Origin of the sequence: Bradyrhizobium sp. (genome assembly GCF_047605465.1) — a bacterium.
Classification (GTDB): Bacteria; Pseudomonadota; Alphaproteobacteria; order Rhizobiales; family Xanthobacteraceae; genus Bradyrhizobium.
In genome coordinates this window covers 1-21088 of sequence record NZ_JASGFS010000053.1, presented here as the reverse complement: position 1 = coordinate 21088, position 21088 = coordinate 1, and the positions used below count along the sequence as shown (strand labels likewise).

20 protein-coding genes are annotated in these 21088 nt (G+C 65.9%); 14 read left to right on the top strand and 6 right to left on the bottom strand.

The genetic code is table 11. The features are described from left to right. The first annotated feature begins 2 nt into the window (after positions 1–2). The 3 genes from trpD to moaC are packed head-to-tail and all read left to right on the top strand — an operon-like array spanning position 3 to position 2341. Positions 3–1016, top strand: a complete 1014-nt coding sequence (gene trpD, locus QM712_RS28000; protein ID WP_415026389.1) for an anthranilate phosphoribosyltransferase — start codon at positions 3–5, stop codon at positions 1014–1016. 7 nt (positions 1017–1023) lie between these two features. Beyond that, positions 1024–1845: an indole-3-glycerol phosphate synthase TrpC gene (gene trpC, locus QM712_RS27995; RefSeq protein WP_415026388.1), complete on the top strand. Its 822-nt coding sequence runs from the start codon at positions 1024–1026 to the stop codon at positions 1843–1845. A 1-nt stretch (position 1846) separates the two neighbouring features. Continuing rightward, positions 1847–2341, top strand: coding sequence for a cyclic pyranopterin monophosphate synthase MoaC (moaC, locus tag QM712_RS27990; RefSeq protein ID WP_415026387.1), 495 nt, complete (start codon positions 1847–1849; stop codon positions 2339–2341). 8 nt (positions 2342–2349) lie between these two features. Here the strand turns inward: moaC and QM712_RS27985 are convergent, their stop codons facing one another. Next, complete coding sequence (locus tag QM712_RS27985) at positions 2350–2514, bottom strand: Flp family type IVb pilin (protein WP_415026386.1); 165 nt, start codon at positions 2512–2514, stop codon at positions 2350–2352. A 314-nt stretch (positions 2515–2828) separates the two neighbouring features. Between QM712_RS27985 and QM712_RS27980 the strand changes: the two genes are divergently transcribed. Together QM712_RS27980 and QM712_RS27975 are read left to right on the top strand one after the other, a co-directional pair. Continuing rightward, on the top strand, positions 2829–5540 hold the full coding sequence (locus QM712_RS27980; protein WP_415026417.1) for an EAL domain-containing protein: 2712 nt from the start codon (positions 2829–2831) through the stop codon (positions 5538–5540). A 322-nt stretch (positions 5541–5862) separates the two neighbouring features. Then, positions 5863–6618: an SDR family oxidoreductase gene (locus tag QM712_RS27975; protein WP_415026385.1), complete on the top strand. Its 756-nt coding sequence runs from the start codon at positions 5863–5865 to the stop codon at positions 6616–6618. A gap of 79 nt (positions 6619–6697) precedes the next feature. On the opposite strand, the gene QM712_RS27970 is transcribed toward QM712_RS27975, so the two are convergent. After that, positions 6698–8035 (bottom strand): S41 family peptidase, encoded by a 1338-nt coding sequence (locus QM712_RS27970; protein WP_415026384.1) that lies wholly within the window; start codon positions 8033–8035, stop codon positions 6698–6700. Between the two features lie 294 nt (positions 8036–8329). On the opposite strand from QM712_RS27970, the gene QM712_RS27965 reads away from it, so the two are divergent. The 7 genes from QM712_RS27965 (at position 8330) to QM712_RS27935 (ending at position 13778) form a co-directional block, all read left to right on the top strand. Further along, positions 8330–9463 carry an alpha-hydroxy acid oxidase gene (locus QM712_RS27965; protein WP_415026383.1) on the top strand — a complete coding sequence of 378 codons (1134 nt, stop codon included), beginning with the start codon at positions 8330–8332 and terminating at the stop codon, positions 9461–9463. A 15-nt stretch (positions 9464–9478) separates the two neighbouring features. Next, positions 9479–10102: an HAD family hydrolase gene (locus QM712_RS27960; RefSeq protein WP_415026382.1), complete on the top strand. Its 624-nt coding sequence runs from the start codon at positions 9479–9481 to the stop codon at positions 10100–10102. Positions 10103–10261: 159 nt separating this feature from the next. Next, positions 10262–10456: a hypothetical protein gene (locus tag QM712_RS27955; RefSeq protein WP_415026381.1), complete on the top strand. Its 195-nt coding sequence runs from the start codon at positions 10262–10264 to the stop codon at positions 10454–10456. A gap of 230 nt (positions 10457–10686) precedes the next feature. Then, positions 10687–11898, top strand: coding sequence for a gephyrin-like molybdotransferase Glp (gene glp, locus QM712_RS27950; RefSeq protein WP_415026380.1), 1212 nt, complete (start codon positions 10687–10689; stop codon positions 11896–11898). Positions 11899–12074: 176 nt separating this feature from the next. After that, positions 12075–12776, top strand: a complete 702-nt coding sequence (gene lexA / locus QM712_RS27945) for a transcriptional repressor LexA (RefSeq protein WP_027559402.1) — start codon at positions 12075–12077, stop codon at positions 12774–12776. Positions 12777–12946: 170 nt separating this feature from the next. Further along, positions 12947–13153 (top strand): hypothetical protein, encoded by a 207-nt coding sequence (locus QM712_RS27940; RefSeq protein ID WP_415026379.1) that lies wholly within the window; start codon positions 12947–12949, stop codon positions 13151–13153. A gap of 196 nt (positions 13154–13349) precedes the next feature. Continuing rightward, positions 13350–13778: a hypothetical protein gene (locus tag QM712_RS27935; protein ID WP_415026378.1), complete on the top strand. Its 429-nt coding sequence runs from the start codon at positions 13350–13352 to the stop codon at positions 13776–13778. 10 nt (positions 13779–13788) lie between these two features. Here the strand turns inward: QM712_RS27935 and QM712_RS27930 are convergent, their stop codons facing one another. The 4 genes from QM712_RS27930 to QM712_RS27915 form a co-directional block, all read right to left on the bottom strand. Further along, positions 13789–16065: a ComEC/Rec2 family competence protein gene (locus QM712_RS27930; RefSeq protein ID WP_415026377.1), complete on the bottom strand. Its 2277-nt coding sequence runs from the start codon at positions 16063–16065 to the stop codon at positions 13789–13791. 94 nt (positions 16066–16159) lie between these two features. Further along, positions 16160–16393, bottom strand: a complete 234-nt coding sequence (locus QM712_RS27925; RefSeq protein WP_415026376.1) for a DUF2171 domain-containing protein — start codon at positions 16391–16393, stop codon at positions 16160–16162. A 91-nt stretch (positions 16394–16484) separates the two neighbouring features. After that, on the bottom strand, positions 16485–16871 hold the full coding sequence (locus QM712_RS27920; protein ID WP_415026375.1) for a nuclear transport factor 2 family protein: 387 nt from the start codon (positions 16869–16871) through the stop codon (positions 16485–16487). Between the two features lie 10 nt (positions 16872–16881). Further along, entirely contained in the window at positions 16882–18561 is a 1680-nt protein-coding gene (locus QM712_RS27915) for a glutamine--tRNA ligase/YqeY domain fusion protein (RefSeq protein ID WP_415026374.1), read from the bottom strand. Positions 18562–18704: 143 nt separating this feature from the next. Between QM712_RS27915 and gltX the strand changes: the two genes are divergently transcribed. Continuing rightward, positions 18705–20129 (top strand): glutamate--tRNA ligase, encoded by a 1425-nt coding sequence (gene gltX, locus QM712_RS27910; protein ID WP_415026373.1) that lies wholly within the window; start codon positions 18705–18707, stop codon positions 20127–20129. A 145-nt stretch (positions 20130–20274) separates the two neighbouring features. After that, a partial coding sequence (gene gltA, locus QM712_RS27905; protein WP_415026372.1) for a citrate synthase occupies positions 20275–21088 on the top strand: 814 nt, incomplete at its 3' end.

The following is a 21088-nucleotide window of genomic DNA, read 5'->3' as shown; positions in this document are numbered from 1 at the left end:
CGATGGACGACCTGAAATCGATCATTGGAAAAGTCGCGACCGGCGCCAGCCTGTCGCGTGACGAAGCGGCCGCCGCCTTCGACGCCGTGATGTCCGGCGAAGCCACCCCCTCGCAGATGGGCGGGCTTCTGATGGCACTGCGGGTGCGCGGTGAGACTGTGGACGAGATCACCGGCGCGGTCTCGGCGATGCGCTCGAAGATGCTCACGGTCGACGCGCCCGCGGACGCCGTCGACATCGTCGGCACCGGCGGCGACGGCTCGGGCTCGGTCAACGTCTCGACCTGCGCTGCCTTCATCGTCTCCGGCACCGGCCTTCCCGTGGCCAAGCACGGCAACCGCGCGCTGTCGTCGCGCTCGGGCGCCGCCGACGTGCTGGCGTCGCTCGGGGTGAAGATCGATCTCAGGCCGGAGCAGGTCGGCCGCTGCGTGCGCGAATGCGGCATCGGCTTCATGTTCGCGCCCGCACATCATCCCGCGATGAAGAATGTCGGCCCGACCAGGGTCGAGCTTGCGACGCGCACCATCTTCAACCTGCTCGGACCGCTGTCCAACCCGGCCGGCGTCAAGCGGCAGATGGTCGGCGTGTTCTCGCGGCAATGGGTGCAGCCGCTGGCGCAGGTGCTGAAGAATCTCGGCTCCGAGTCCGCTTGGGTCGTGCACGGCTCCGATGGCCTCGACGAGATCACCCTCACCGGCCCGACCTTCGTCTCCGCGCTCCACAATGGCGAGATCCGCAATTTCGAGGTGACGCCGGAGGAAGCCGCCCTGTCGCGCTGCGAGCCCGGCGCTCTGAAGGGTGGCGATGCCGATGCCAATGCGATCGCCCTGCAGAGCGTGCTCGACGGCAAGCCGAGCCCCTATCGCGACGTGGCGCTGATGAACGCCGCCGCCGCGCTGATCGTGGCCGGGCATGCCAAAGACCTGAAGGAAGGCGTCGCCATCGGCGCGAAATCGCTCGACAGCGGCGCGGCGAGCGCGCGGCTGAAACATCTGATCGCGGTCTCGAACGGCTGAGCATCCCATGTCGGACATCCTGACCAAGATCGAGGCGTACAAGCGCGAGGAGATCGCCGCCGCCAAGCGCGCGCAGCCGCTATCTGCGGTCGAAGCAAAAGTGAAAGAGCAAGGCGCGGCGCGCGGCTTCGTGCGCGCGATCGAGGCCAAGCACGCCAAGGGCGACTACGCGCTGATCGCCGAGGTCAAGAAGGCTTCGCCGTCGAAGGGATTGATCCGCGCGGATTTCGATCCGCCGACGCTCGCCAGGGCTTATGAAGCCGGCGGCGCCGCCTGCCTGTCGGTGCTCACCGACACGCCCTCGTTCCAGGGCCATCTCGATTTCATGGTGGCCGCGCGCGCGGCGACCTCGCTGCCGGTGCTGCGCAAGGATTTTCTGTTCGACACCTATCAGGTGGCCGAGGCCCGCGCGCATGGAGCCGACTGCATCCTGATCATCATGGCCGCTCTCGACGATGCAGCCGCGAAGGACCTCGAAGATTGCGCGCTCGCCTACGGCATGGACGTGCTGATCGAGATTCACGACCGCGCCGAGCTCGACCGGGCGCTGAAGCTCCGCTCGCCGATGATCGGCGTCAACAACCGAAACCTGCGCACCTTCGAAACCACGCTCGCCACCAGCGAGGCGCTCGCACCGCTGATCCCGCGCGATCGCCTGATGGTCGGCGAGAGCGGCATCTTCACGCCGGCGGATCTCGCCCGGCTCGAACGCGTCGGCATGTCGACCTTCCTGGTCGGCGAAAGCCTGATGCGCCAGGCCGACGTCACCGCAGCGACGCGCACGCTGCTCGCGCGCGAGGATGCGGCGCGCGCGACGGGTACGCGCTGACATGGCGCGCAAGCCGTCAGACGGCCCCGCCCTCACTCATATCGGCGCCTCCGGCGAGGCGCGGATGGTGGACGTGTCCGACAAGCCCGCGACCGAACGGCTCGCCGTTGCGGAAGGACGCGTCGTCATGAGCAAGGCGACGCTCGACCTGATCGTCTCCGGCAACGCGAAGAAGGGCGACGTCCTCGGCACCGCGCGCATCGCCGGCATCATGGCGGCCAAGCGCACCTCCGAGCTGATCCCGCTCTGCCATCCGCTGGCACTCTCGAAGGTCACGGTCGATATCGAACCGGATGCAACGCTGCCGGGTTGCCTGGTCCGCGCCAGCGTGAAAGTCACGGGCCCGACCGGCGTCGAGATGGAAGCGCTCACGGCGGTCTCGGTCGCCTGCCTCACCATCTACGACATGATCAAGGCGGTGGAGCGAGGCGTGCGCATCGAAGGCATCCACCTCGTCGAGAAGCTGGGCGGCAAGTCGGGCCACTACCGCGCCTGAGCGCATCGTCACTTCAGCGAAGTGCTGATCGATCCGAATTTCGTGTTGAGCTTGCTGCCCATGCCGTTCACCACGGTGATGATCGCGAGCGCGATGCCGGCGGCGATCAGGCCGTATTCGATCGCGGTCGCGCCGGTTTCGTCGGCCAGGAAGTCTCTCAAAACGCTCTTCATGATCGCTGTCCTCTCTGCGTTGTTGCGAATTCTACTCGCAAGTCATGTGCCAGCGCGCCCCTTGAGCACCGGCAACATCTTAGATGGTTAAGCGTTGGTTGGTCGCGATGAGACCCGGCAGAAATTGACCGGCATCGTGAAGACTTGCGGCAAATCCTGCACGTCTTCGACTCGCGGAAAGATTGCTTTTGCGCGGCCCGATTCATTTCACATTAACCGACCTTCCTAACGCCGCCTCCACCCACTTTCCCGTAAACCAACGGGTGTTCCCGGGATCAGCAGTCGATCCTGACGTGTGCACGACAACGATCGAGATGATGACGAGATACGGCAGCCGCCTTCTTGACCAGGCCTTCGTTCGCAGCGGACCGATCCGCTGGCTGGTCGTGGGCGGCGCGCTTCTGATCGCGGCGATCGCCGTCGGCGCGGTGTTGATGGCGCAGAACTTCCGCGAGCGCGCGCTGCGCAACAGCGGCCGCGAGCTCGAGAACACCGTTCTGCTGCTGGCCCATCATTTCGATCAGCAATTGCAGGACTTCGCGGTCATCCAGAAGGATTTCGTCGACCACGTCCACGCGATCGGCATCGCGAGTGCCGCGGATTATCGCAAGCGCCTTTCGGGCGAGGACGTGCACCAGATGCTGCGCTCGAAGATCGAGGCGCTGCCCTACATGGGCGGCGTCAACGTCATGGACGCCGACGGCAATCTGATCAATTCGTCGACGGCATGGCCCGTGCCGAAGGTCAACCTCGCCGACCGCGCCTATTTTCGCACCTTCAGGTACGATCCCTACGCGCCCGACGTGCTGATCGAACCGGTGCACAGCCGCATCTCCGGCGCCTGGACCATCGTGATCGTCCGCAGGATCGTGGGGCCGAACGGCGAGTTCATGGGCGTGGTCGGGCGCGGCATCGAACCCGCCAATTTCGAGAAGTTCTTCGAGTCCGTCATGCTCGGCGACGGCGCCACGATCTCGATGCTGCATCGGGACGGCACGCTGCTCGCCCGCTATCCCCACTCCGGCGAGATGATGGGGCGGAATTTCAAGACGGGCTCGTTCGAGCAGCAGAGAATTTTCACGCTCGATCACTTCGCCGGCCGGTTCGTCAGTCCCGTCGACGGCGAGGATCGCCTGATCTCGGCGCGCGCCCTGCCCCACTTCCCGATCCTCATGACAGCCACCACCACGCGCGCGGCGGCGCTGACGGACTGGCGCGAGCAGATCGGCATCCTGATGTCGGTCGCGGCCGTTTCAGCGCTCGCCATCGCCGGCGTGCTGACCGCCATCATTCTCAAGCTGCTAGCGCAACACCGCGCCTCGCGGCAGCGGCTGACGCTGGAGAAGCAGCGTCTCGACCGCGCCGTCAACAACATGAGCCAGGGCCTGCTGCTGTTCGACGCGTCCCGGCGGCTCGTGGTGTGCAACCAGCGCTATATCGAGATGTACGGCCTGTCCGCCGACGTGGTGAAGCCGGGATGCACCTTCGAGGACGTCATCGCGCACCGCAGGGAGACCGGCTCGTTCACAGGCGCCGTCGACGACTATGTCGCGCGGGTGCTGCGCGACGTGCACGTCCGCAACTCGATGGTGGTCGACACCTCCGACGGACGCTCGATCCACGTCCTCAACGAGCCGCTCGCGGACGGCGGCTGGGTGGTGACGCACGAGGACATCACGGAGCGCCGGCGCATCGACGAGCGCATCAAGCACCTCGCCCATTACGACGCGCTGACCGATCTGCCGAACCGCACCACGTTCCACGAACACCTGCGCCAGGAACTGGGGCTCATCACCGGGAGCGAAGAGCTCGCGGTGCACTACATCGACATCGACGAGTTCAAGGCCGTCAACGATGCGCTGGGCCATCTCGTCGGCGACGAACTGCTGAAGTCGGTCGCGGCGAGTCTCAGCCGATGCGCGGGGCCGACGGATTTCGTGGCCCGGCTCGGCGGCGACGAATTCGCCATCGTGCAGTCCGCCGTGACATCGGTCGACCAGGTCAACGATCTCGTCGCACGCATCTTCAAGGCGATCCGCGTGCCCTTCGATTGCATGGGCCATCATCTCACCACCGACGCCAGCATCGGCATCGCGCTGGCGCCCCGGCATGGAATGGCGCTGGACCAGATCCTGAAGAATGCGGACATGGCGATGTACGCGGCCAAATCCGCCGGCCGGCGCACCCACCGCTTCTTCCAGCCGGAGATGGACGCCAGGGTCCGCGAGCGGCGCCAGCTCGAAATCGACCTGCGTCACGCCATCACCCATGGCGGCCTCGAGGTCTACTACCAGCCCTGTCTCAGCCTCAAGGACGACCGCATCACCGGATGCGAGGCGCTGGTGCGCTGGCGCCATCCCGAACGCGGCATGGTCTCACCGGCGGAGTTCATCCCGATCGCCGAGGATACCGGCCTGATCAACGAGATCGGCGAATGGGTGCTGGCGACAGCCTGCCGGGATGCCGTGAACTGGCCCGACGATATCCGCCTCGCCGTCAACGTCTCGCCGGTGCAGTTCAAGAGCGGCACGCTGGCGCTGAAGATCATGGCGGCGCTCGCAGCCTCCAACCTGCCGGCCAGCCGGCTCGAACTCGAGATCACCGAAGCGGTGCTGATCCGCGACGACGACACCGCGCTCGCGATCCTGCACCAGCTTCGCGCCATCGGCGTGCGCATCGCGCTCGACGATTTCGGCACCGGCTACTCGTCGCTGAGCTATCTGCACCGTTTCCCGTTCGACAAGATCAAGATCGATCGCTGCTTCGTCAACGACATCGCCGGTCCCGATGGGTCCGCCAGCATCGTGCAGGCCGTCGTCAACCTCGCCAGCGCCCGCCGCATGACCACCACGGCCGAGGGCGTCGAGACCGAGGAGCAGCAGCGCCTGTTGCGCGCGCTCGGCTGCTCCGAAATGCAGGGCTATCTGTTCAGCGCGGCGAAACCGGCCGACAAGGTGCTGGAGCTGTTCGCGCTTCACCGCACCCGAGGCGCCCGGAGCGACGGCCGCCGCCGGGAGGCGGGCTAGCGCTTCACCCGGATGTCAGGCCCGTCGGGCTTGACGCAGGCGACCCGCCAAAGTATCTCCCGCTTTGCAGTCGCCGGAAAAGCACTGCCGTAGGCGTTACCGTCATCCAACGCGTCCTTTGTCGAGAGGATCCCAGCAGGGAGATCTCGATTCACGAGACGCCACGGTATGCCATCACTGTTCCCTCCTGCGACCGCTCACCCGTTCGGGACGTCACGTCCGGCGCTCATTTGCGCCGCGATGCTCGTCGTCCCGCACGACCGCCGTCCCGGAGGCGCCGAAGGGTTGCCGTGGCCTTCACCTCAATCGAAAGGCTGCAACCATGAAGATGACCGGCAACACGATCCTCATCACCGGCGGCACCAGCGGCATCGGCCGCGGGCTCGCTGAGGCTTTCCACGACCGCGGCAATCGCGTCATCGTCACGGGGCGACGGCAGGCCCTGCTCGACGAGATCGCGGCCGCACGCCCGGGCCTGATCGGAATCCCCGTCGACCTCGACGATCCCGCCGCACTCCCGCGCCTCTCGGCCGAGATGCACGCTCGCTTTCCCGAGCTCAACGTGCTGATTGCCAACGCGGGCATCTCGCGCGCGGAGGACATGGCCGCGGACGGCTGGAATGCCTCGGACGCGGAGGCGATCGTCGAGACCAACATTCTCGGCGTGCTGCGCGTGACGGCGGCATTCCTGCCGGTGCTGAAGGCGCAGCGGAACGCGACGATCATCGCAACCAGCTCGAACCTCGCCTTCGTGCCCCGCGCCGACTTTCCGACCTATTGCGCCAGCAAGGCATTCCTGCACTCCTGGCTGCAGTCGCTCCGGCATCAGCTCCGCAGGATTCCCGTGGAGGTTCTGGAGCTCGCGCCACCCTATGTGCAGACCGAGCTGACGGGGACCCGGCAGGCGAGCGACGCGCGCGCCATGCCGCTCGATGCGTACATCGCCGAGGTCATGCAATTGTTGGAGCTGCGGGTTCATCCCCGCGACGAGGTGCTGGTCGAACGCGACCGCGCCCGGCGCTGGGCCGAGCGGGACGGCCGCTACGAGGCGACCTTTACGGCGATGAATCCGAGTTGAGGCAGCGCTCCTGATACGAATGCGCCCGGGAGTGTCATCCACTCCCGGGCGCATTCTGCAGCTCGAAGGATCGCGAGACCTAGTTCGGCACGGCCGTCTTCGGCGCCGGCTTGGCGGCAGCCGCATTCACGGTGACGCCGTGGAGAAAGTCGTAAGCCGCATGCAGGGCCTTGTCGTCCTTCTCCTCCGGCGGGACGTAGGACTGAGACCCCGTCTGTTCGGTGCCGTCGGCGGCGGAGAGATGACCGCGCATCGAGGCCTCTCCCATGGTGTCGACGCGGCCCTTCAATTCGGCCGGGACGTCCTGGAGGATCTCGATGTCGGGGGCGATGCCCTGGGCCTGGATCGAGCGGCCGGACGGCGTGTAGTAGCGCGCCGTGGTCAGCGCCAGCGCGCCGTTGCCGGCGCCGAGCGGAATGATTGTCTGCACCGAGCCCTTGCCGAACGAACGTGTCCCGATCAGCGTCGCGCGCTTGTGGTCATGCAGCGCGCCGGACACGATCTCCGAAGCCGAAGCCGAGCCACCGTTGATCAGGACGACCAGCGGCTTGCCCTTGGTGAGATCGCCGCCATGCGCGGTGAAGCGCTGGGTTTCCTCGGGATTGCGGCCGCGGGTCGAGACGACCTCGCCGCGCGGCAGGAACGCGCTCGAGACCGACACGGCCTGGTCGAGCAGGCCGCCCGGATTGTTGCGCAGATCCATCACGTAGCCGGCGAGCTTCTCCGGCGGGATGTCCTTGGAGATCGAGGCAATCGCCTTCTTCAGCCCGTCTGTGGTCTGCTCGTTGAACGAGGTGACGCGGATATAGCCGATGTCGCCGTTCTCGACGTGGAAGCGCACCGGACGCACGTGGATGATCTCGCGCGTGATCGCGATGTCGAGCGGCGCGTCGGCACCCTTGCGCACGATCGTCAGCTTGGTCTTGGTGTCGACCGGCCCCTTCATCTTGTTGACGGCCTGCTCCAGGGTCATGCCCTGCACGGCCTCGCCATCGATCTTGCTGATCAGATCGCCGGACATGATGCCGGCCTTCGATGCCGGTGTGTCGTCGATCGGCGAGACGACCTTGACCAGGCCGTCCTCCATGGTGACCTCGATGCCGAGGCCGCCGAACTCGCCGGAGGTGGTCTCCTGCATCTCGGTCCAGGCCTTGTCGTTCATGTAGCGCGAGTGCGGATCGAGCGATGTCACCATGCCCGTGATCGCGCCTTCGATCAGCTTGGCGTTGTCGGGCTTCTCGACATAGCTCGCCTTGACGCGCTCGAAGACCTCACCGAACAGGTTGAGCTGGGAATAGGCGTCGTCCGTACCGGCCGCCGCTCTCGCCGCCCAGAGCCCTCCCTGCGGACCGGTCACGAGGATGGTCAGACACGCTCCGGTGAGCGCGCCCAGGGGGAACAGCAGGGTTTTCCGCATGGATAGGCTGGCCTTTTTGCTGGGGCTGGGAAGCGCCATGCAAATGGCGATCCAACCCGGTTCTCACAATACCATTCTGGTTTCTTCAAGGCCGGAATGCCACGCCGGCGAGTATGCCGTAAAAATCCCTTCGTCCGGGCCTAAACTTTTGGCAACGTTCCGAAACCGTTTCGCGCCGGAAACGGGAATCGGCCGCTCGGCCCTCGTGTCGCAGCTATGCGATTTTAGGATGGTTTTGGAGGGCCGGACGGGATAGGCGATGACTTAAGACTTCAAATTCTCGGGAGGACAACAATGAACGACGCGCCCCGTACCCGGCCGCAGAGGAATATTGAACTCGGCTCCAGCGACGAGCCGTTCCAGAACCTGCACGAATTCATCCGGAAAGCGCGTTCCAACCTCAACCAGAACGCCTGGGATTACATCGTCGGCGCCGCCGAGACCGAGACCACGATGCGCCGCAACCGCATGGCGCTGGACGAAATCGCCTTCCGCCCGCGCGTGCTGCGCGACGTGCGCACGGTCGACGGCTCGGTCGAGCAGTTCGGCCGCAAGATGCGCCTGCCGGTGGTGCTGGCCCCCGTCGGGGCGCTGGAGATATTCGATCCGCACGGCGCGGCCAGCGTGGCGCGCGGCGCCGGCGCCTTCGGTGCAGCGCACATGCTGAGCTCGGTGTCCGAGCCCGGCCTCGAGAAGACCGCCGAGGCCGCGCCCGATGCGCTGCGCTTCTTCCAGCTCTACGTCCGCGGCGATGACGCTTTCGTCGCCGATGTCGTCAGCCGGGCCGAGAAGCACACCTATGCCGCCTTCTGCCTCACCGTCGACACCGCGCATTACAGTCGTCGTGAGCGTGACATCGCCAAGCGCTACGTACGTGAGAGCAGGCTGCGCGCCACCGGCGGCGACTACCAGAAGGGCCTGGAGTGGCGGACCGTGAAGATGATCAAGGACAAATTCAAGATCCCGCTCATCCTCAAGGGCATTGCCACCGCGGAGGACGCCCAGATCGCGATCGACCACGGCGTCGACTGGATCTACGTTTCCAACCATGGCGGCCGCCAGCTCGATCACGGCCGCGGCGCCATGCATGTGCTGCCCGAGATCGTGGAAGCCGTGAAAGGCCGCGCCAAGATCATGGTCGATGGCGGCTTCTGCCGCGGCACGGACATCGTCAAGGCGATCGCGGCCGGCGCAGACATGGTCGGCATCGGCCGGCTGCAATGCTGGGCGCTCGCGGCGGCGGGCGAAGCCGGTGTGGCGCGGATGCTCGAGCTTCTCGAGGACGAAGTGCTGCGCTGCCTCGGCCTGCTCGGAGCCACCTCGTTCGCCGAAGTCAACAAGTCGCATCTGCATACGGCTGCTGCCACCAACGCGCCGAACGTGTTCAGCGCATTCCCGCTGCTCGACATCGAGCCTTACCGCTACTGAAGTGAAAAGGACGCAATGACACCCCTCTCTCCCGGCAGCGCGGACGCGCTTCTGTTCGATCTCGGTCGCGTGGTGCTCGACATCGATTTCTCCAAGGCGATCGACTGCTGGGCGGGGCATGCCGGCTGCAAGCCCGAGACCATCGTCGCGCGCTATGTGCGCGACGAGGCCTACCAGCTGCACGAGGTCGGCAAGCTCAGCGACGCGGACTATTTCGCCTCGCTGCGCTCATCGCTCGGCATCGGCATCTCCGATGCGCAGTTCCTCGAGGGATGGAACGCGATCTTCGCGGGCGAAATGCCCGACATCGCGGAGCTGTTGCCGCGCGCGGCCCGGCATGTGCCGCTCTACGCCTTCTCCAACACCAACCAGCCGCATGTGGACTATTTCTCGAAGGAATATGCCGGCCTGCTCGGCCATTTCCGCGAACTGTACCTGTCGTCCAGCATCGGCCTGCGCAAGCCGCACGCGGAGGCTTTCGACCACGTCGTGGCGGCGATCGGCATCCCCGCCAACCGCATCGTGTTCTTCGATGATCTCGCCGAGAACATCGAGGGAGCCCGCGCGCGCGGATTGACCGCAGTGCACGTGACCACGGCGAGCGACGTCGGCGACGCGCTCAAGGCGTTGGGTCTGTAAGACCGCCTGCAGACCGCGCCACGGCGCCCGTCCCGGGACCGAATTCCGTCCCGGGATGGGAACCAAAAGACTTTGTGTATTTTTGTACAGAGTTCCGGGAACGAATGCCCGCGTCCGGACTCATGAGTCCGTTGGGACTTCTACATTGGACTGATCGTCGTGCTGGGCAAAGCCTACCTCACCAAGCAGGCCTCTCTCCTGCTGCAATTCGCCAGAACCACATCGGACTCGGACCTTTCCGCCAAGCTGATCAGCAAGGCGGCCGATTTGAAGTCGCAGGCCGATCCGATGCCGGACAGGGACCAGAGTCCTGAAGCACCGGACGTCAGTCCAGACAAGCTGGCGGGAAGCTGACTGATGCTGGCCGGGGCATTCGTCATTCTCGTCCTCGCCATGGCCGTCCTGCTGCCCGTTTATCTCGTCGTCCGGATCATGCCGCGGCGAATCTGACATCTGGACCCGCACAGTGGATCCGGCGCGGCGGCATGCGCCGTCTCACCGCGACGCCTTTTGCCTCAGCGCCCGCGCTCGGCTAGAACTTTCGTCGCCGATTTGCCGAACGTGCCCAGCAGGAGTTTTCGCCCGTGGCCCTGATGCCGGTTTCTGACGCGCTTGCCGCGGTGCTGGCCGGCGCGGAGCCGCTCCCTGAAGACATGGTCGGGCTCGAGGACGCCTACCACCGCGTGCTCGCCCGCGACGTTGCGGCGCGGCGTACGCAGCCGCCTGAGGGCATGTCGGCAATGGACGGCTATGCCGTGCGCGCAGCCGATGCGGCCCGGGTCGACGCCGAGCTCACCGTGATCGGCGAGGTCGCGGCGGGCCGGCCGTTCGCGGGAACGGTGGGTGCCGGCGAGGCGGTACGGATCTTCACCGGGGGCGTCGTGCCCCGTGGCGCCGATGCGATCGTGATCCAGGAGGACACTGTCGCCGACGGCAAGCGCATCACGGTCAAGGAGGCCGCCGTGGCTGGGCGGCACATTCGCCCCGCCGGCGTCGACTTCCGCGAAGGCGACCTGCTGTTGCGGCAAGGAACCCGCCTCACCGAGCGCGACCTGGCGCTCGCCGCCGCGATGAATCACCCTCGCCTTCCCGTCCGCCGCCGTCCCAGGATCGCGATCCTCGCCACTGGCGACGAACTGGTCATGCCGGGCACGACGCCCGGCCACGGCCAGATCGTCTATTCCAACGGCTACGCCCTGCACGCCCTTGCCCGGCGCGAAGGGGCCGACACCATCGACCTCGGCGTCGCCGCCGATACCCTGGAAGCCACCACGGCGGGCATCCGCCGTGCGCGCGAGTCGGGCGCGGACGTCCTGATCACGACCGGCGGCGCCTCGGTCGGGGATCATGACCTCGTCCAGCCGGCGCTCAATGCCGAAGGCATCTCGATGGCGTTCTGGAAGATCGCGATGCGGCCCGGCAAGCCGATGATGCACGGACGCCTCGGCCCGATGCGCGTGATCGGCCTGCCCGGCAATCCCGTCTCGTCCTATGTGTGCGGCTTCCTGTTCATGGTGCCGTTGATTCGCGCTCTATTGGGTCAGCAGGTGATTCACCACCGCCGCGAGCGCGCGGTGCTCGGCCGCGATGTCGGCGCCAACGACCAGCGCGAGGATTATCTCCGCGCGCGCCTCGAGCTGCGTGACGACGGCACGCTGGTGGCCCATCCCGTCAATCATCAGGACTCTTCGCTACTTGCGAATCTCGCTGCAGCACAGCTACTTCTCGTGCGCCCGCCCTTCGCGCCGAAGGCCGAAGCAGGCTCGCCCTGCGAGGTGTTGCGGCTCCCCGCCTGAACGCATCGACGACGCACGTTCCGCGAACTTCGTCGCGTTCACGTTAAATTAAGCAGTTGCGGAACACATATCGAACATATAGTGTCCGTTCATGATTTGTTTCGAGCATGTAGCGGCTTACTGCTGAATTCAGCGTCTCGGAATCGAACGACATCAACCGGGGGATTTTGGTCGAGATGTTAACGCGCAAACAATACGAGCTTCTGCGGTTCATCAGCGAGCGTCTGAAGGAAAGCGGCGTGCCGCCCTCCTTCGACGAGATGAAGGACGCGCTCGACCTGCGCTCGAAGTCGGGCATCCACCGCCTGATCACCGCGCTTGAGGAGCGCGGCTTCATCCGGCGCCTGCCGAACCGCGCCCGCGCCATCGAGGTGATCAAGCTGCCTGAACTCCAGGCCGCCGCCGGCAACCGACGCGGCTTCACGCCCAGCGTCATCGAGGGCAATCTCGGCAAGGTCCGAACCACATCGAGCCCGCCCGCGGACGAGGGCGAGCGTCCCGTGGCAGTGCCTGTGATGGGCCGGATCGCGGCCGGCACGCCGATCGAGGCGTTGCAGACCCGCAGCCACACCATCAGCGTCCCGCCGGACATGCTCGGCTCCGGCGAGCACTACGCCCTCGAAGTGCGCGGCGACTCCATGGTCGAGGCCGGCATCCTCGACGGCGACATGGCGCTGATCCAGCGCAACGAGAGTGCCGATACCGGCGATATCGTCGTGGCGCTGATCGACGACGAGGAAGCGACGCTGAAGCGCTTCCGCCGCCGTGGCGCCTCGATCGCGCTCGAGCCGGCCAACGCTGCCTACGAAGTGCGGATCCTGCCGCCGAACCGGGTCAAGATTCAGGGCAAGCTGATCGGACTGTACCGGAAGTACTGAGCCTCCGGCGGTCGTTTGATACCTATGGGGGCGAACGCATTGTCCGCTCCGGCTGGATAGTCTTTCTGGTTTTGCGCAGATTATCCGGCCGCTCCTTCGCCGCTACATCCTCGACACGCCGCGCCGAGCGTTGATCGCTTCGCGGCCCTGGAAAGATCGAGGAGACAACAATGCGTAAGATCGTTTTGAGCACAGCCGTCTTGGCGCTGATCGCAGCGTCGGCCTCGCAAGCCGTCGCCGGACAATCGCAGCGCCATGCCCGCAAGGCGCCGCAGGCGACCACGAGCGAGCAATTCCGCAGCGCCCGCAATGCCGTCGAGCAGCCGTCGCAACCGGTCTGGCCCTACTCGGGCTGGTCGGCGCCTGCAGGCCGCTGACATCGCGAGGCGCCGAGAAATGCGCGGATGCAGGCTTGGTTCCTACGCCCCGCTCAAAAGATATTGTGATCGTCGCGCCGGACCGCGAGCCGCAGATTTGCCTACAACCGGGCAGACGCTCGCGGGCTTCCACTCTGATAGAGGCCTGCGCCTCCGAGAGAGGTGTGGGTTGCTATCCTGAATGAGGAGCACCCCAATGTGTGACTACAGCCTGCATGCCGTCGCGACGCGCCCTGCCCAGGTTGGCGAGACGATCGTCACGACAACTTTCCGCGGCACCTCCACACGCGGCTTCGCCTCCGAAGCCGATATGTCGGTCGCGGTCTGTCTGCTGCCCGGGACGGAGCTCGCCTTCGCCGACAACGTCCGCTACGACAATCGCTGGATCTGGACGCGCACGATCAACTCCCGCGTCGGCAAGTTCGGCAAGGTCGATCCCCACATTCCCGACCGCCATCATGACGCAGTCGAATTCCCCGACGGCAAATACGTTCTGGTGACGCAGCTCGTCGAAGGCCAGCGTGCGACCGTGCTGCAATTGCCGGTGACCCAGCCGCTTGGAGAGCACAAGCCGCAGGTCGTCACCGAGAGGCAGTCGACGATCACGCGCCTGCCGACCGGCTGACGTTTTGTTTTCAGTCCTCAGCCTGCAGGTCGGCATCCGACGGTGTTGCGTCCCTGGAGCGCGGAGCCGCCGACCGTGGCATGAGGGTCATCCCGGAATCTCCATCGCCGGCGGCTGCCGGCGACCAGGGACGGTTTGCGCCCCTCGCCCGCACAGCCTGAACCTCGAAACCGTCGCCGCGCCGTATCAGCGCCAGCGTGCCCTGCCTCGAGAGACGCTGACGATCGACGACCATCGCCGCGCAATCGGGTGGTGCCGGCCGCGCGGTCACCACCAGCACGGCACGATCGCAGTCATCGGCCAGTGAATCGATCCGCAGCGCCAGCGCGACCAGACCTCCGCCCGCCATCTGCGCCACGCAGCCGGCCTCGTCGCACGACACGCCCTCGGCCAGCGCAGCGCTGCCGGCGTCACGGGAATCCGCATCCGCCGCGAGCCATTCCTTGGTGAGGAACGCATCCTTTCGCGACGCGATCAGATGCAGCTGGTGATCCCTGCCGCGTACCGCGATGCTGTAGCCGTCGCCCGCGATGAGGATATCGGGTTGCCGCGTTCCGAGCGCCCAGACGGTCGCGGCCGCCAGCACGACGGCACCGGACCATCGTAGCGGCGTCCGCAGCAGCCCCATCAGCACGATCCCGAAACTTGCGAGGATCAGCGGCGCGATGCCGAAGGCACCGAGGCGGCCGATCGCGCCGGGAAGCGCGGCCACCCAGCGCGACACCGCCACCATCCAGTCGATGCCGATCCCCATCAGCCACCAGCAGACGCTATCGAGCCCGAACGGGGCCAGCAGCAGCCCGAACAGCCCGGCCGGCATCACGAGCGCGGAAACCACCGGCATCGCGCCGAGATTGGCGAGCACACCGAACGGCGTGACGCGGTGAAAGTGGAAGGCGGCATAGGGCGTGGTCGCCAGCCCCGCGATCATCGAGGCCAGGAACAGCATCGCGATCTCGCGCCCGCCCCACATCGCAATCCGCGCGGTGGTGGAGTGATCGGGCGAGGCAAACAGGTTGGGCATGCCGACCTGCACCAGAGCCACAAGGCCGAGCGTCGCGGCGAAGGACATCTGAAAGCTCGGGTGGACCAGCGCCTCCGGCGCGACCGCAAGCACGATCATGGCGGCCACCGCCAGCGTGCGGAATGTGATGGCGCGGCGGTCGACCATCACCGCGATCAACACCACCGCCGTCATGAAGAATGATCTCTGCGTGGCGACCTCCGCCCCCGACAGCAACAGGTAGAACGCGGCAGCGGCAAGCGCTGCGGCCGCCGACCATTTCTTGATCGGGAAGCCCACCGCCAGTCCCGGAATCAAGGCCAGCAACGCGCGAACCGTGAAGAAGACGACACCCGCGACCACCGCCATGTGGTAGCCGGAAATCGAGAGCACATGGCCGAGCCCTGAGATGAACATCGCATCGTTGACGGGCGTGGTGATGGCGTCGCGACGCCCGGTTAAAAGCGCGGTGGCGATGGCGCGGTTGTCGCCGTCGAGGACCGCGCGGATGCGCGTGTCGATGGCATCGCGCAGGCTCTGCATCAACGCCGCATAGCGCAGCCGCAGGCCGCCCGCGTCTGGCGGCGCGGAAGCCGTGATCGCACCCATCACGAAACCGGAGGCGCCGATGCCCTGGAAGAACATGTCGCGCGAGAAATCGTAGCTGCCGGGGCGAACGGGCAGAAGCGGCGGCATCAGCCGCGCCTTGAGCTGCACGAAGCTGCCGACCTCGGGCGCCGTCCCCTTGCGCACCGAGAGGCGGACGCGCTCCAGCTTGACGTCGCTGCGCTGCGCCTCCATGGCGGTGACGCGCAGCACGAAGCGGTCGGTACGTTCGCGGATGTCACGGGTCTCGACGAAGCCCGACAGAGACACCGAATAAAGCGGCTTCGCCAGCACGGGATGGGCGATGCGCGCCGTCTTCCAGGTCGCCATGGCAAATCCGGCGGCGACCGCCGCGACCATGACTGCCGGCCCGAGCAGCCGGCTCCGCCGCAACAGGACCGCCCCGAGCGCGAGCGCGAATGCCGTGGCGGCGGCGACCCAAAGCACCGGTTCGTGATCGGCGGAGAAATAGAGTGCGATGCCGCCGCCGAAGGCGACCGGCACCCAGGGCAGCAGCCGCCCGGGGCCGGCTTCGGCCCGCACCCAGGCGCCCAGAATGCCTGCAAGCCGTGGCCACAGATCGAGCGCTGCCGGCGCCAGCCCACCGGCCGGCACGGCGCGACCTGTGGGCCATGTTCCGGCGATCCCCTGGCGTATTGGCCGACCCGGCTCCGCCATTCCCTGCACCTGACGATACGCAACGGAGGCCGAAGCTACCGGAACGTGCAGGCGCGCGAATAGCGGTACGGATCAGGAACGAACGGCACCGGCCCTATTTTTCCTCTTCCATCGTCACCGCCACCGACGCGTTGGCCGAGAGACGGACCTTGTTGCCCTCGATGTCGGCGACCAGGCCCTTGTCGATGAAATGGTGATGGCCCTTGTGGCTGCCCTCGCCGCTGTCCTTCTTGGTCAGCTTGATGCGGTTGCCCTCGACGCGGTCGACGGTGCCGATGTGGACGCCGTCGGCGCCGATGACTTCCATGTGCTCTGTGATGTCTTTCATGGCGGGATCCTCGTTTGGGACCCACTTAAACGCGTGAGCTGCGCTCCGGTTCGTTTCCGCCATGTCCGGGGCCAGCCGCCCGCCATGACCGCTAGATCAACGGCGCTTTCGCCGAGGCGTGATGATTGACGATCTTCCAGTCGTCGCCTTCGCGCAGGATGACCCAGCTCATCTTGACGACGAGATCCGGGCGTTCGCCGGCGAGGTCGAACGAGATGGTCGCGGCCATGTTGATCAGGTCCGCTCCGGCGCGCCCCGCCTGGACCTCGGAAAAGACCGCGCTGGGTTTGCGCCACCGCGGCAGGCCGTTGAAATAGGCGGCGACGCCGTCCCTGCCCCGATAGAGTTTCGGATTGGAGCCGAAGAAGAACGCGTTGTCCGAATACAGCGACGACAGCGCCGCGGCATCGAGCCTTGTAAAGCCGGCGCACCATTTCGCGATGATGGCGGAAACGACGGCGTCGACTTCGCTGCTCATGGTCGTGCCCTCACCCCTTGGCGACTTCCTTCGCGAACGTATCGCGCAGACCGATGGTCCGCGAGAATACCGGCTTGCCCGGCGTCGAGTCCTTGTCGCGCACGAAATAGCCCTGGCGCTCGAACTGCATCGCCTCGGTCGCATTGCTATCCGCGACCGACGCCTCGATCCGGGCGTCGGAGAGGATCTCCAGCGACTGCGGATTGAGGTCGGCCGCGAAGTTCGAGGCATCCGGGCTCGGATTGGCGAACAGCTGGTTGTAGATGCGGATCTCCGCCGGCTTCGACGTCGCCGCCGGCAACCAGTGCATGGTCGCCTTGACCTTGCGGCCGTCGGGCGCGTTGCCGCCCTTGGTCGCGGGATCGTAGGTGCAGCGCAGCTCCACCACCTCGCCGGCATCGTTCTTGATCACGCCGGTGCATTTGACGAAATAGGCGTAGCGCAGCCGCACCTCGTTGCCCGGCGACAGGCGGAAGAATTTCTTCGGCGGGTTCTCCATGAAGTCGTCCTGCTCGATGTAGAGCTCGCGGCCGAAGCTGATCTTCCGCGTGCCGGCGGAGGGATCGTCGGGATGGTTGATCGCCTCCAGCTCCTCGACCTGCCCTTCCGGATAGTTCTCGATCACGACCTTCAGCGGCTTCAGCACCGCCATGCGCCGCTGCGCGGTGCGGTTCAGCTCCTCACGAATGCAGAACTCCAGCATGCCGACATCGACCACGCTGTTGGCCTTGGCGACGCCGATGCGCTTGACGAATTCGCGCAGCGCGGCCGGCGGCACGCCGCGGCGACGCATGCCCGCCATGGTCGGCATGCGCGGATCGTCCCAGCCGGCGACGTGCCCGTCGCGAACGAGCTGCGTCAGCACCCGCTTCGACAGCAGCGTATAAGTCAGGTTCAGCCGCGCGAACTCGTACTGGTGCGGCTTGGACGGCACCGGCAGCTTCTCGATGAACCAGTCGTAGAGCGGCCGGTGGTCCTCGAACTCCAGCGTGCAGATCGAATGCGTGATGCCTTCGATCGCGTCCGACTGGCCGTGCGCATAATCGTAGCTCGGATAGATGCTCCACTTGGTCCCCGTGCGCGGATGGTGCGCATGCAGGATGCGGTACAGCACGGGGTCGCGCAGATTGATGTTGCCCGCGGACATGTCGATCTTGGCCCGCAGCACGCGTGCGCCGTTCGGGAATTCGCCGGCCTTCATGCGCCGGAACAGGTCGAGGTTCTCGTCGACGCTGCGGTCGCGGAACGGCGAGTTCTTGCCCGGCTCGGTCAGCGTGCCGCGCGAGACGCGGATCTCCTCCTGGGTCTGGTCGTCGACATAGGCGAGCCCGTCGCGGATCAGCTTCTCCGCCCATTCGTACAGACGGTCGAAATAGTCCGAGGCGAAGAACAGGTTCTGGCCCCAGTCGAAGCCGAGCCAGCGCACGTCGGCCTGGATGGAATCGATGTATTCCTGCTCTTCCTTGACCGGATTGGTGTCGTCGAAGCGCAGATGGCAGCGGCCCGGAAATTCCTGGGCGATGCCGAAATTGAGCGCGATCGACTTGGCGTGGCCGATATGCAGGTAGCCGTTCGGCTCCGGCGGGAACCGGGTCACGATCTCCTTGTACTTGGCCTGATCGAGGTCGGCCTGGATGATGTCACGAATGAAATCGCGCCCAACCTCGTTCGCCACCGCTTCTGTGCTCATCCGAAAATCCTGTAGGGAAATCAGCGGTCCTTCTGCCAAATTCGCGTGGCCGAGCCAAGGCCTTAGCGGGGCCGCCGACGGGCTTTAGTTATGTCCCGTTCCTGCTATACACCACCGCCTCCAATGCATAGGCCCTGCCAAGAATGACCGATACCGTCGTCACACGCTTTGCTCCCTCCCCGACCGGCTTCCTCCACATCGGGGGCGCCCGCACGGCGCTGTTCAACTGGCTTTATGCAAAGAAGCACGGCGGCAAGATGCTGCTCCGGATCGAGGACACCGACCGGGAGCGCTCCACCGAGGCTGCGATCGGCGCCATTCTCGACGGCCTGAAATGGCTCGAGCTCGGCTGGGACGGCGACGTCATCTACCAGTTCAGCCGTGCCGCGCGTCACCGCGAGGTCGCCGAGCAGCTGCTCGCCGACGGCAAGGCCTATCGCTGCTACGCCACGGCCGAAGAGCTCACCGCCATGCGCGAGAAGGCGCGCGCCGAGGGCCGCACCCGCCTCTATGACGGCATGTGGCGCGACCGCGACCCGGCCACGGCGCCGGGCAACGTGAAGCCGACGATCCGGTTGCGCGCGCCGCAGACCGGCGAGACCGTGATCGAGGACCAGGTCCAGGGCCGCGTGGTCTGGCAGAACGAGAACCTCGACGACCTCGTGCTCCTGCGCGGCGATGGCACGCCGACCTACATGCTCGCGGTGGTGGTCGACGACCACGACATGGCCATCACCCACGTCATTCGCGGCGACGATCACCTGATCAACGCCGCGCGCCAGAAGCAGATCTACGATGCGATGGGCTGGGCGCTGCCGAGCATGTCCCACATCCCCCTCATCCATGGTCCCGACGGCTCGAAACTGTCCAAGCGCCACGGCGCGCTCGGGGTCGATGCCTACCGCGCCTTGGGTTACCTGCCGGCCGCGCTCCGGAACTACCTGGTCCGGCTCGGCTGGAGCCATGGCGACCAGGAGATCTTCTCGACCGAGGAAATGATCGCGGCGTTCGACCTCGCCGGCATCGGTCGGGCCGCCGCACGTTTCGATTTCGCCAAGCTGGAAAACCTGAACGGCCACTACATCCGCCACGCCGACGATCAATCACTCGTGAAGATGTTCGAGGACGTGCTCGATCATGTGCCGGGCCGCGCCGAGCTCAAGGCCAAGCTCAACGACACCACGCGCGGGCAGCTGCTCAAGGCCATGCCGAGCCTGAAGGAGCGCGCCAAGACGCTGATCGAGCTGATCGACGGCGCCTATTTCATCTTCGCCGACCGGCCGCTGGAGCTCGATCCCAAGGCCGCGGCGCTGCTGACGCCCGAAAACCGCAGGCTGATCGGCCAATTGCATTCCGCGCTGGAGAAAGTCGAGACCTGGAGTGCGGCAAATACGGAAGCCGCGCTGCGCACTTTTGCCGAGCAAAACGGCCTCAAGCTCGGCGCGGTGGCCCAGCCCCTGCGGGCAGCGCTCACCGGACGCACGACATCGCCCGGAATTTTCGAGGTTTTGGACGTGCTGGGATGCCAGGAAAGTCTGGGCCGGCTTAAGGATCAGGCTACGACGTAAGTAGGCTATGCGTGCGTCGATCTTGCAGCGCACACAGCAATAATATACCCATCTGACCCGGACCTTCTGGAATATCCGGCCTGCCCCTCCATCTCATGGGGGCCTCCCGGATCCGGCCCGTTTCACCATACATCGGGGACCTACGATGGACGCAAAACCAAGCACAAAAACCGCTACACTGACCGTCGGAAACAAGAATTACGATCTCCCGATCCTCAGCGGCAGCGTCGGGCCTGATGTCATCGATATCGGCAAGCTCTACGGCCAGTCCGGCCTGTTCACCTACGATCCCGGCTTCACCTCGACCGCGAGCTGCCAGTCCAAGATCACCTATATCGACGGCGATGCGGGCGTGCTGGAGTACCGCGGCTATCCGATCGAGCAACTCGCCGAGCATGGCGACTTTCTCGAGACCTGCTACCTCCTGCTCTACGGGAACCTGCCGACCGCCGCGCAGAAGAAGGATTTCGATCATCGCGTGACCCATCACACGATGGTGCACGAGCAGATGGCCCGCTTCTTCCAGGGCTTCCGCCGCGATGCTCATCCGATGGCGATCATGGTGGCGGCCGTCGGCGCGCTCGCCGCGTTCTATCACGACTCCACCGACATCAACGATCCGAAGCAGCGCATGATCGCCTCCATGCGCATGATCGCGAAGATCCCGACTCTCGCGGCGATGGCCTACAAGTACACCGTCGGCCAGCCCTTCGTTTATCCGAAGAACTCGCTCGGCTTCGCCGAGAACTTCCTGAACATGTGCTTCGCGGTGCCCTGCGAGGAGTACAAGGTCAGCCCGGTCCTCGCCGACGCGCTGGAGAAGATCTTCATCCTGCACGCCGACCACGAGCAGAATGCCTCGACCTCGACGGTGCGCATCGCCGGCTCTTCCGGCGCCAACCCGTTCGCCTGCATCGCGGCCGGCATCGCCTGCCTCTGGGGCCCGGCGCATGGCGGCG

Coding starts and splice junctions, on each gene's coding strand:
- QM712_RS27960 (WP_415026382.1), top strand. CDS start 9,479: ATGACACCCCTCTCTCCCGGCAGCGCGGACGCGCTTCTGTTCGATCTC.
- QM712_RS27930 (WP_415026377.1), bottom strand. CDS start 16,065: ATGGCGGAGCCGGGTCGGCCAATACGCCAGGGGATCGCCGGAACATGG.
- QM712_RS27975 (WP_415026385.1), top strand. CDS start 5,863: ATGAAGATGACCGGCAACACGATCCTCATCACCGGCGGCACCAGCGGC.
- trpD (WP_415026389.1), top strand. CDS start 3: ATGGACGACCTGAAATCGATCATTGGAAAAGTCGCGACCGGCGCCAGC.
- QM712_RS27940 (WP_415026379.1), top strand. CDS start 12,947: ATGCGTAAGATCGTTTTGAGCACAGCCGTCTTGGCGCTGATCGCAGCG.
- QM712_RS27980 (WP_415026417.1), top strand. CDS start 2,829: ATGATGACGAGATACGGCAGCCGCCTTCTTGACCAGGCCTTCGTTCGC.
- trpC (WP_415026388.1), top strand. CDS start 1,024: ATGTCGGACATCCTGACCAAGATCGAGGCGTACAAGCGCGAGGAGATC.
- QM712_RS27920 (WP_415026375.1), bottom strand. CDS start 16,871: ATGAGCAGCGAAGTCGACGCCGTCGTTTCCGCCATCATCGCGAAATGG.
- gltX (WP_415026373.1), top strand. CDS start 18,705: ATGACCGATACCGTCGTCACACGCTTTGCTCCCTCCCCGACCGGCTTC.
- moaC (WP_415026387.1), top strand. CDS start 1,847: ATGGCGCGCAAGCCGTCAGACGGCCCCGCCCTCACTCATATCGGCGCC.
- QM712_RS27925 (WP_415026376.1), bottom strand. CDS start 16,393: ATGAAAGACATCACAGAGCACATGGAAGTCATCGGCGCCGACGGCGTC.
- QM712_RS27985 (WP_415026386.1), bottom strand. CDS start 2,514: ATGAAGAGCGTTTTGAGAGACTTCCTGGCCGACGAAACCGGCGCGACC.
- QM712_RS27915 (WP_415026374.1), bottom strand. CDS start 18,561: ATGAGCACAGAAGCGGTGGCGAACGAGGTTGGGCGCGATTTCATTCGT.
- QM712_RS27970 (WP_415026384.1), bottom strand. CDS start 8,035: ATGCGGAAAACCCTGCTGTTCCCCCTGGGCGCGCTCACCGGAGCGTGT.
- QM712_RS27935 (WP_415026378.1), top strand. CDS start 13,350: ATGTGTGACTACAGCCTGCATGCCGTCGCGACGCGCCCTGCCCAGGTT.
- QM712_RS27965 (WP_415026383.1), top strand. CDS start 8,330: ATGAACGACGCGCCCCGTACCCGGCCGCAGAGGAATATTGAACTCGGC.
- lexA (WP_027559402.1), top strand. CDS start 12,075: ATGTTAACGCGCAAACAATACGAGCTTCTGCGGTTCATCAGCGAGCGT.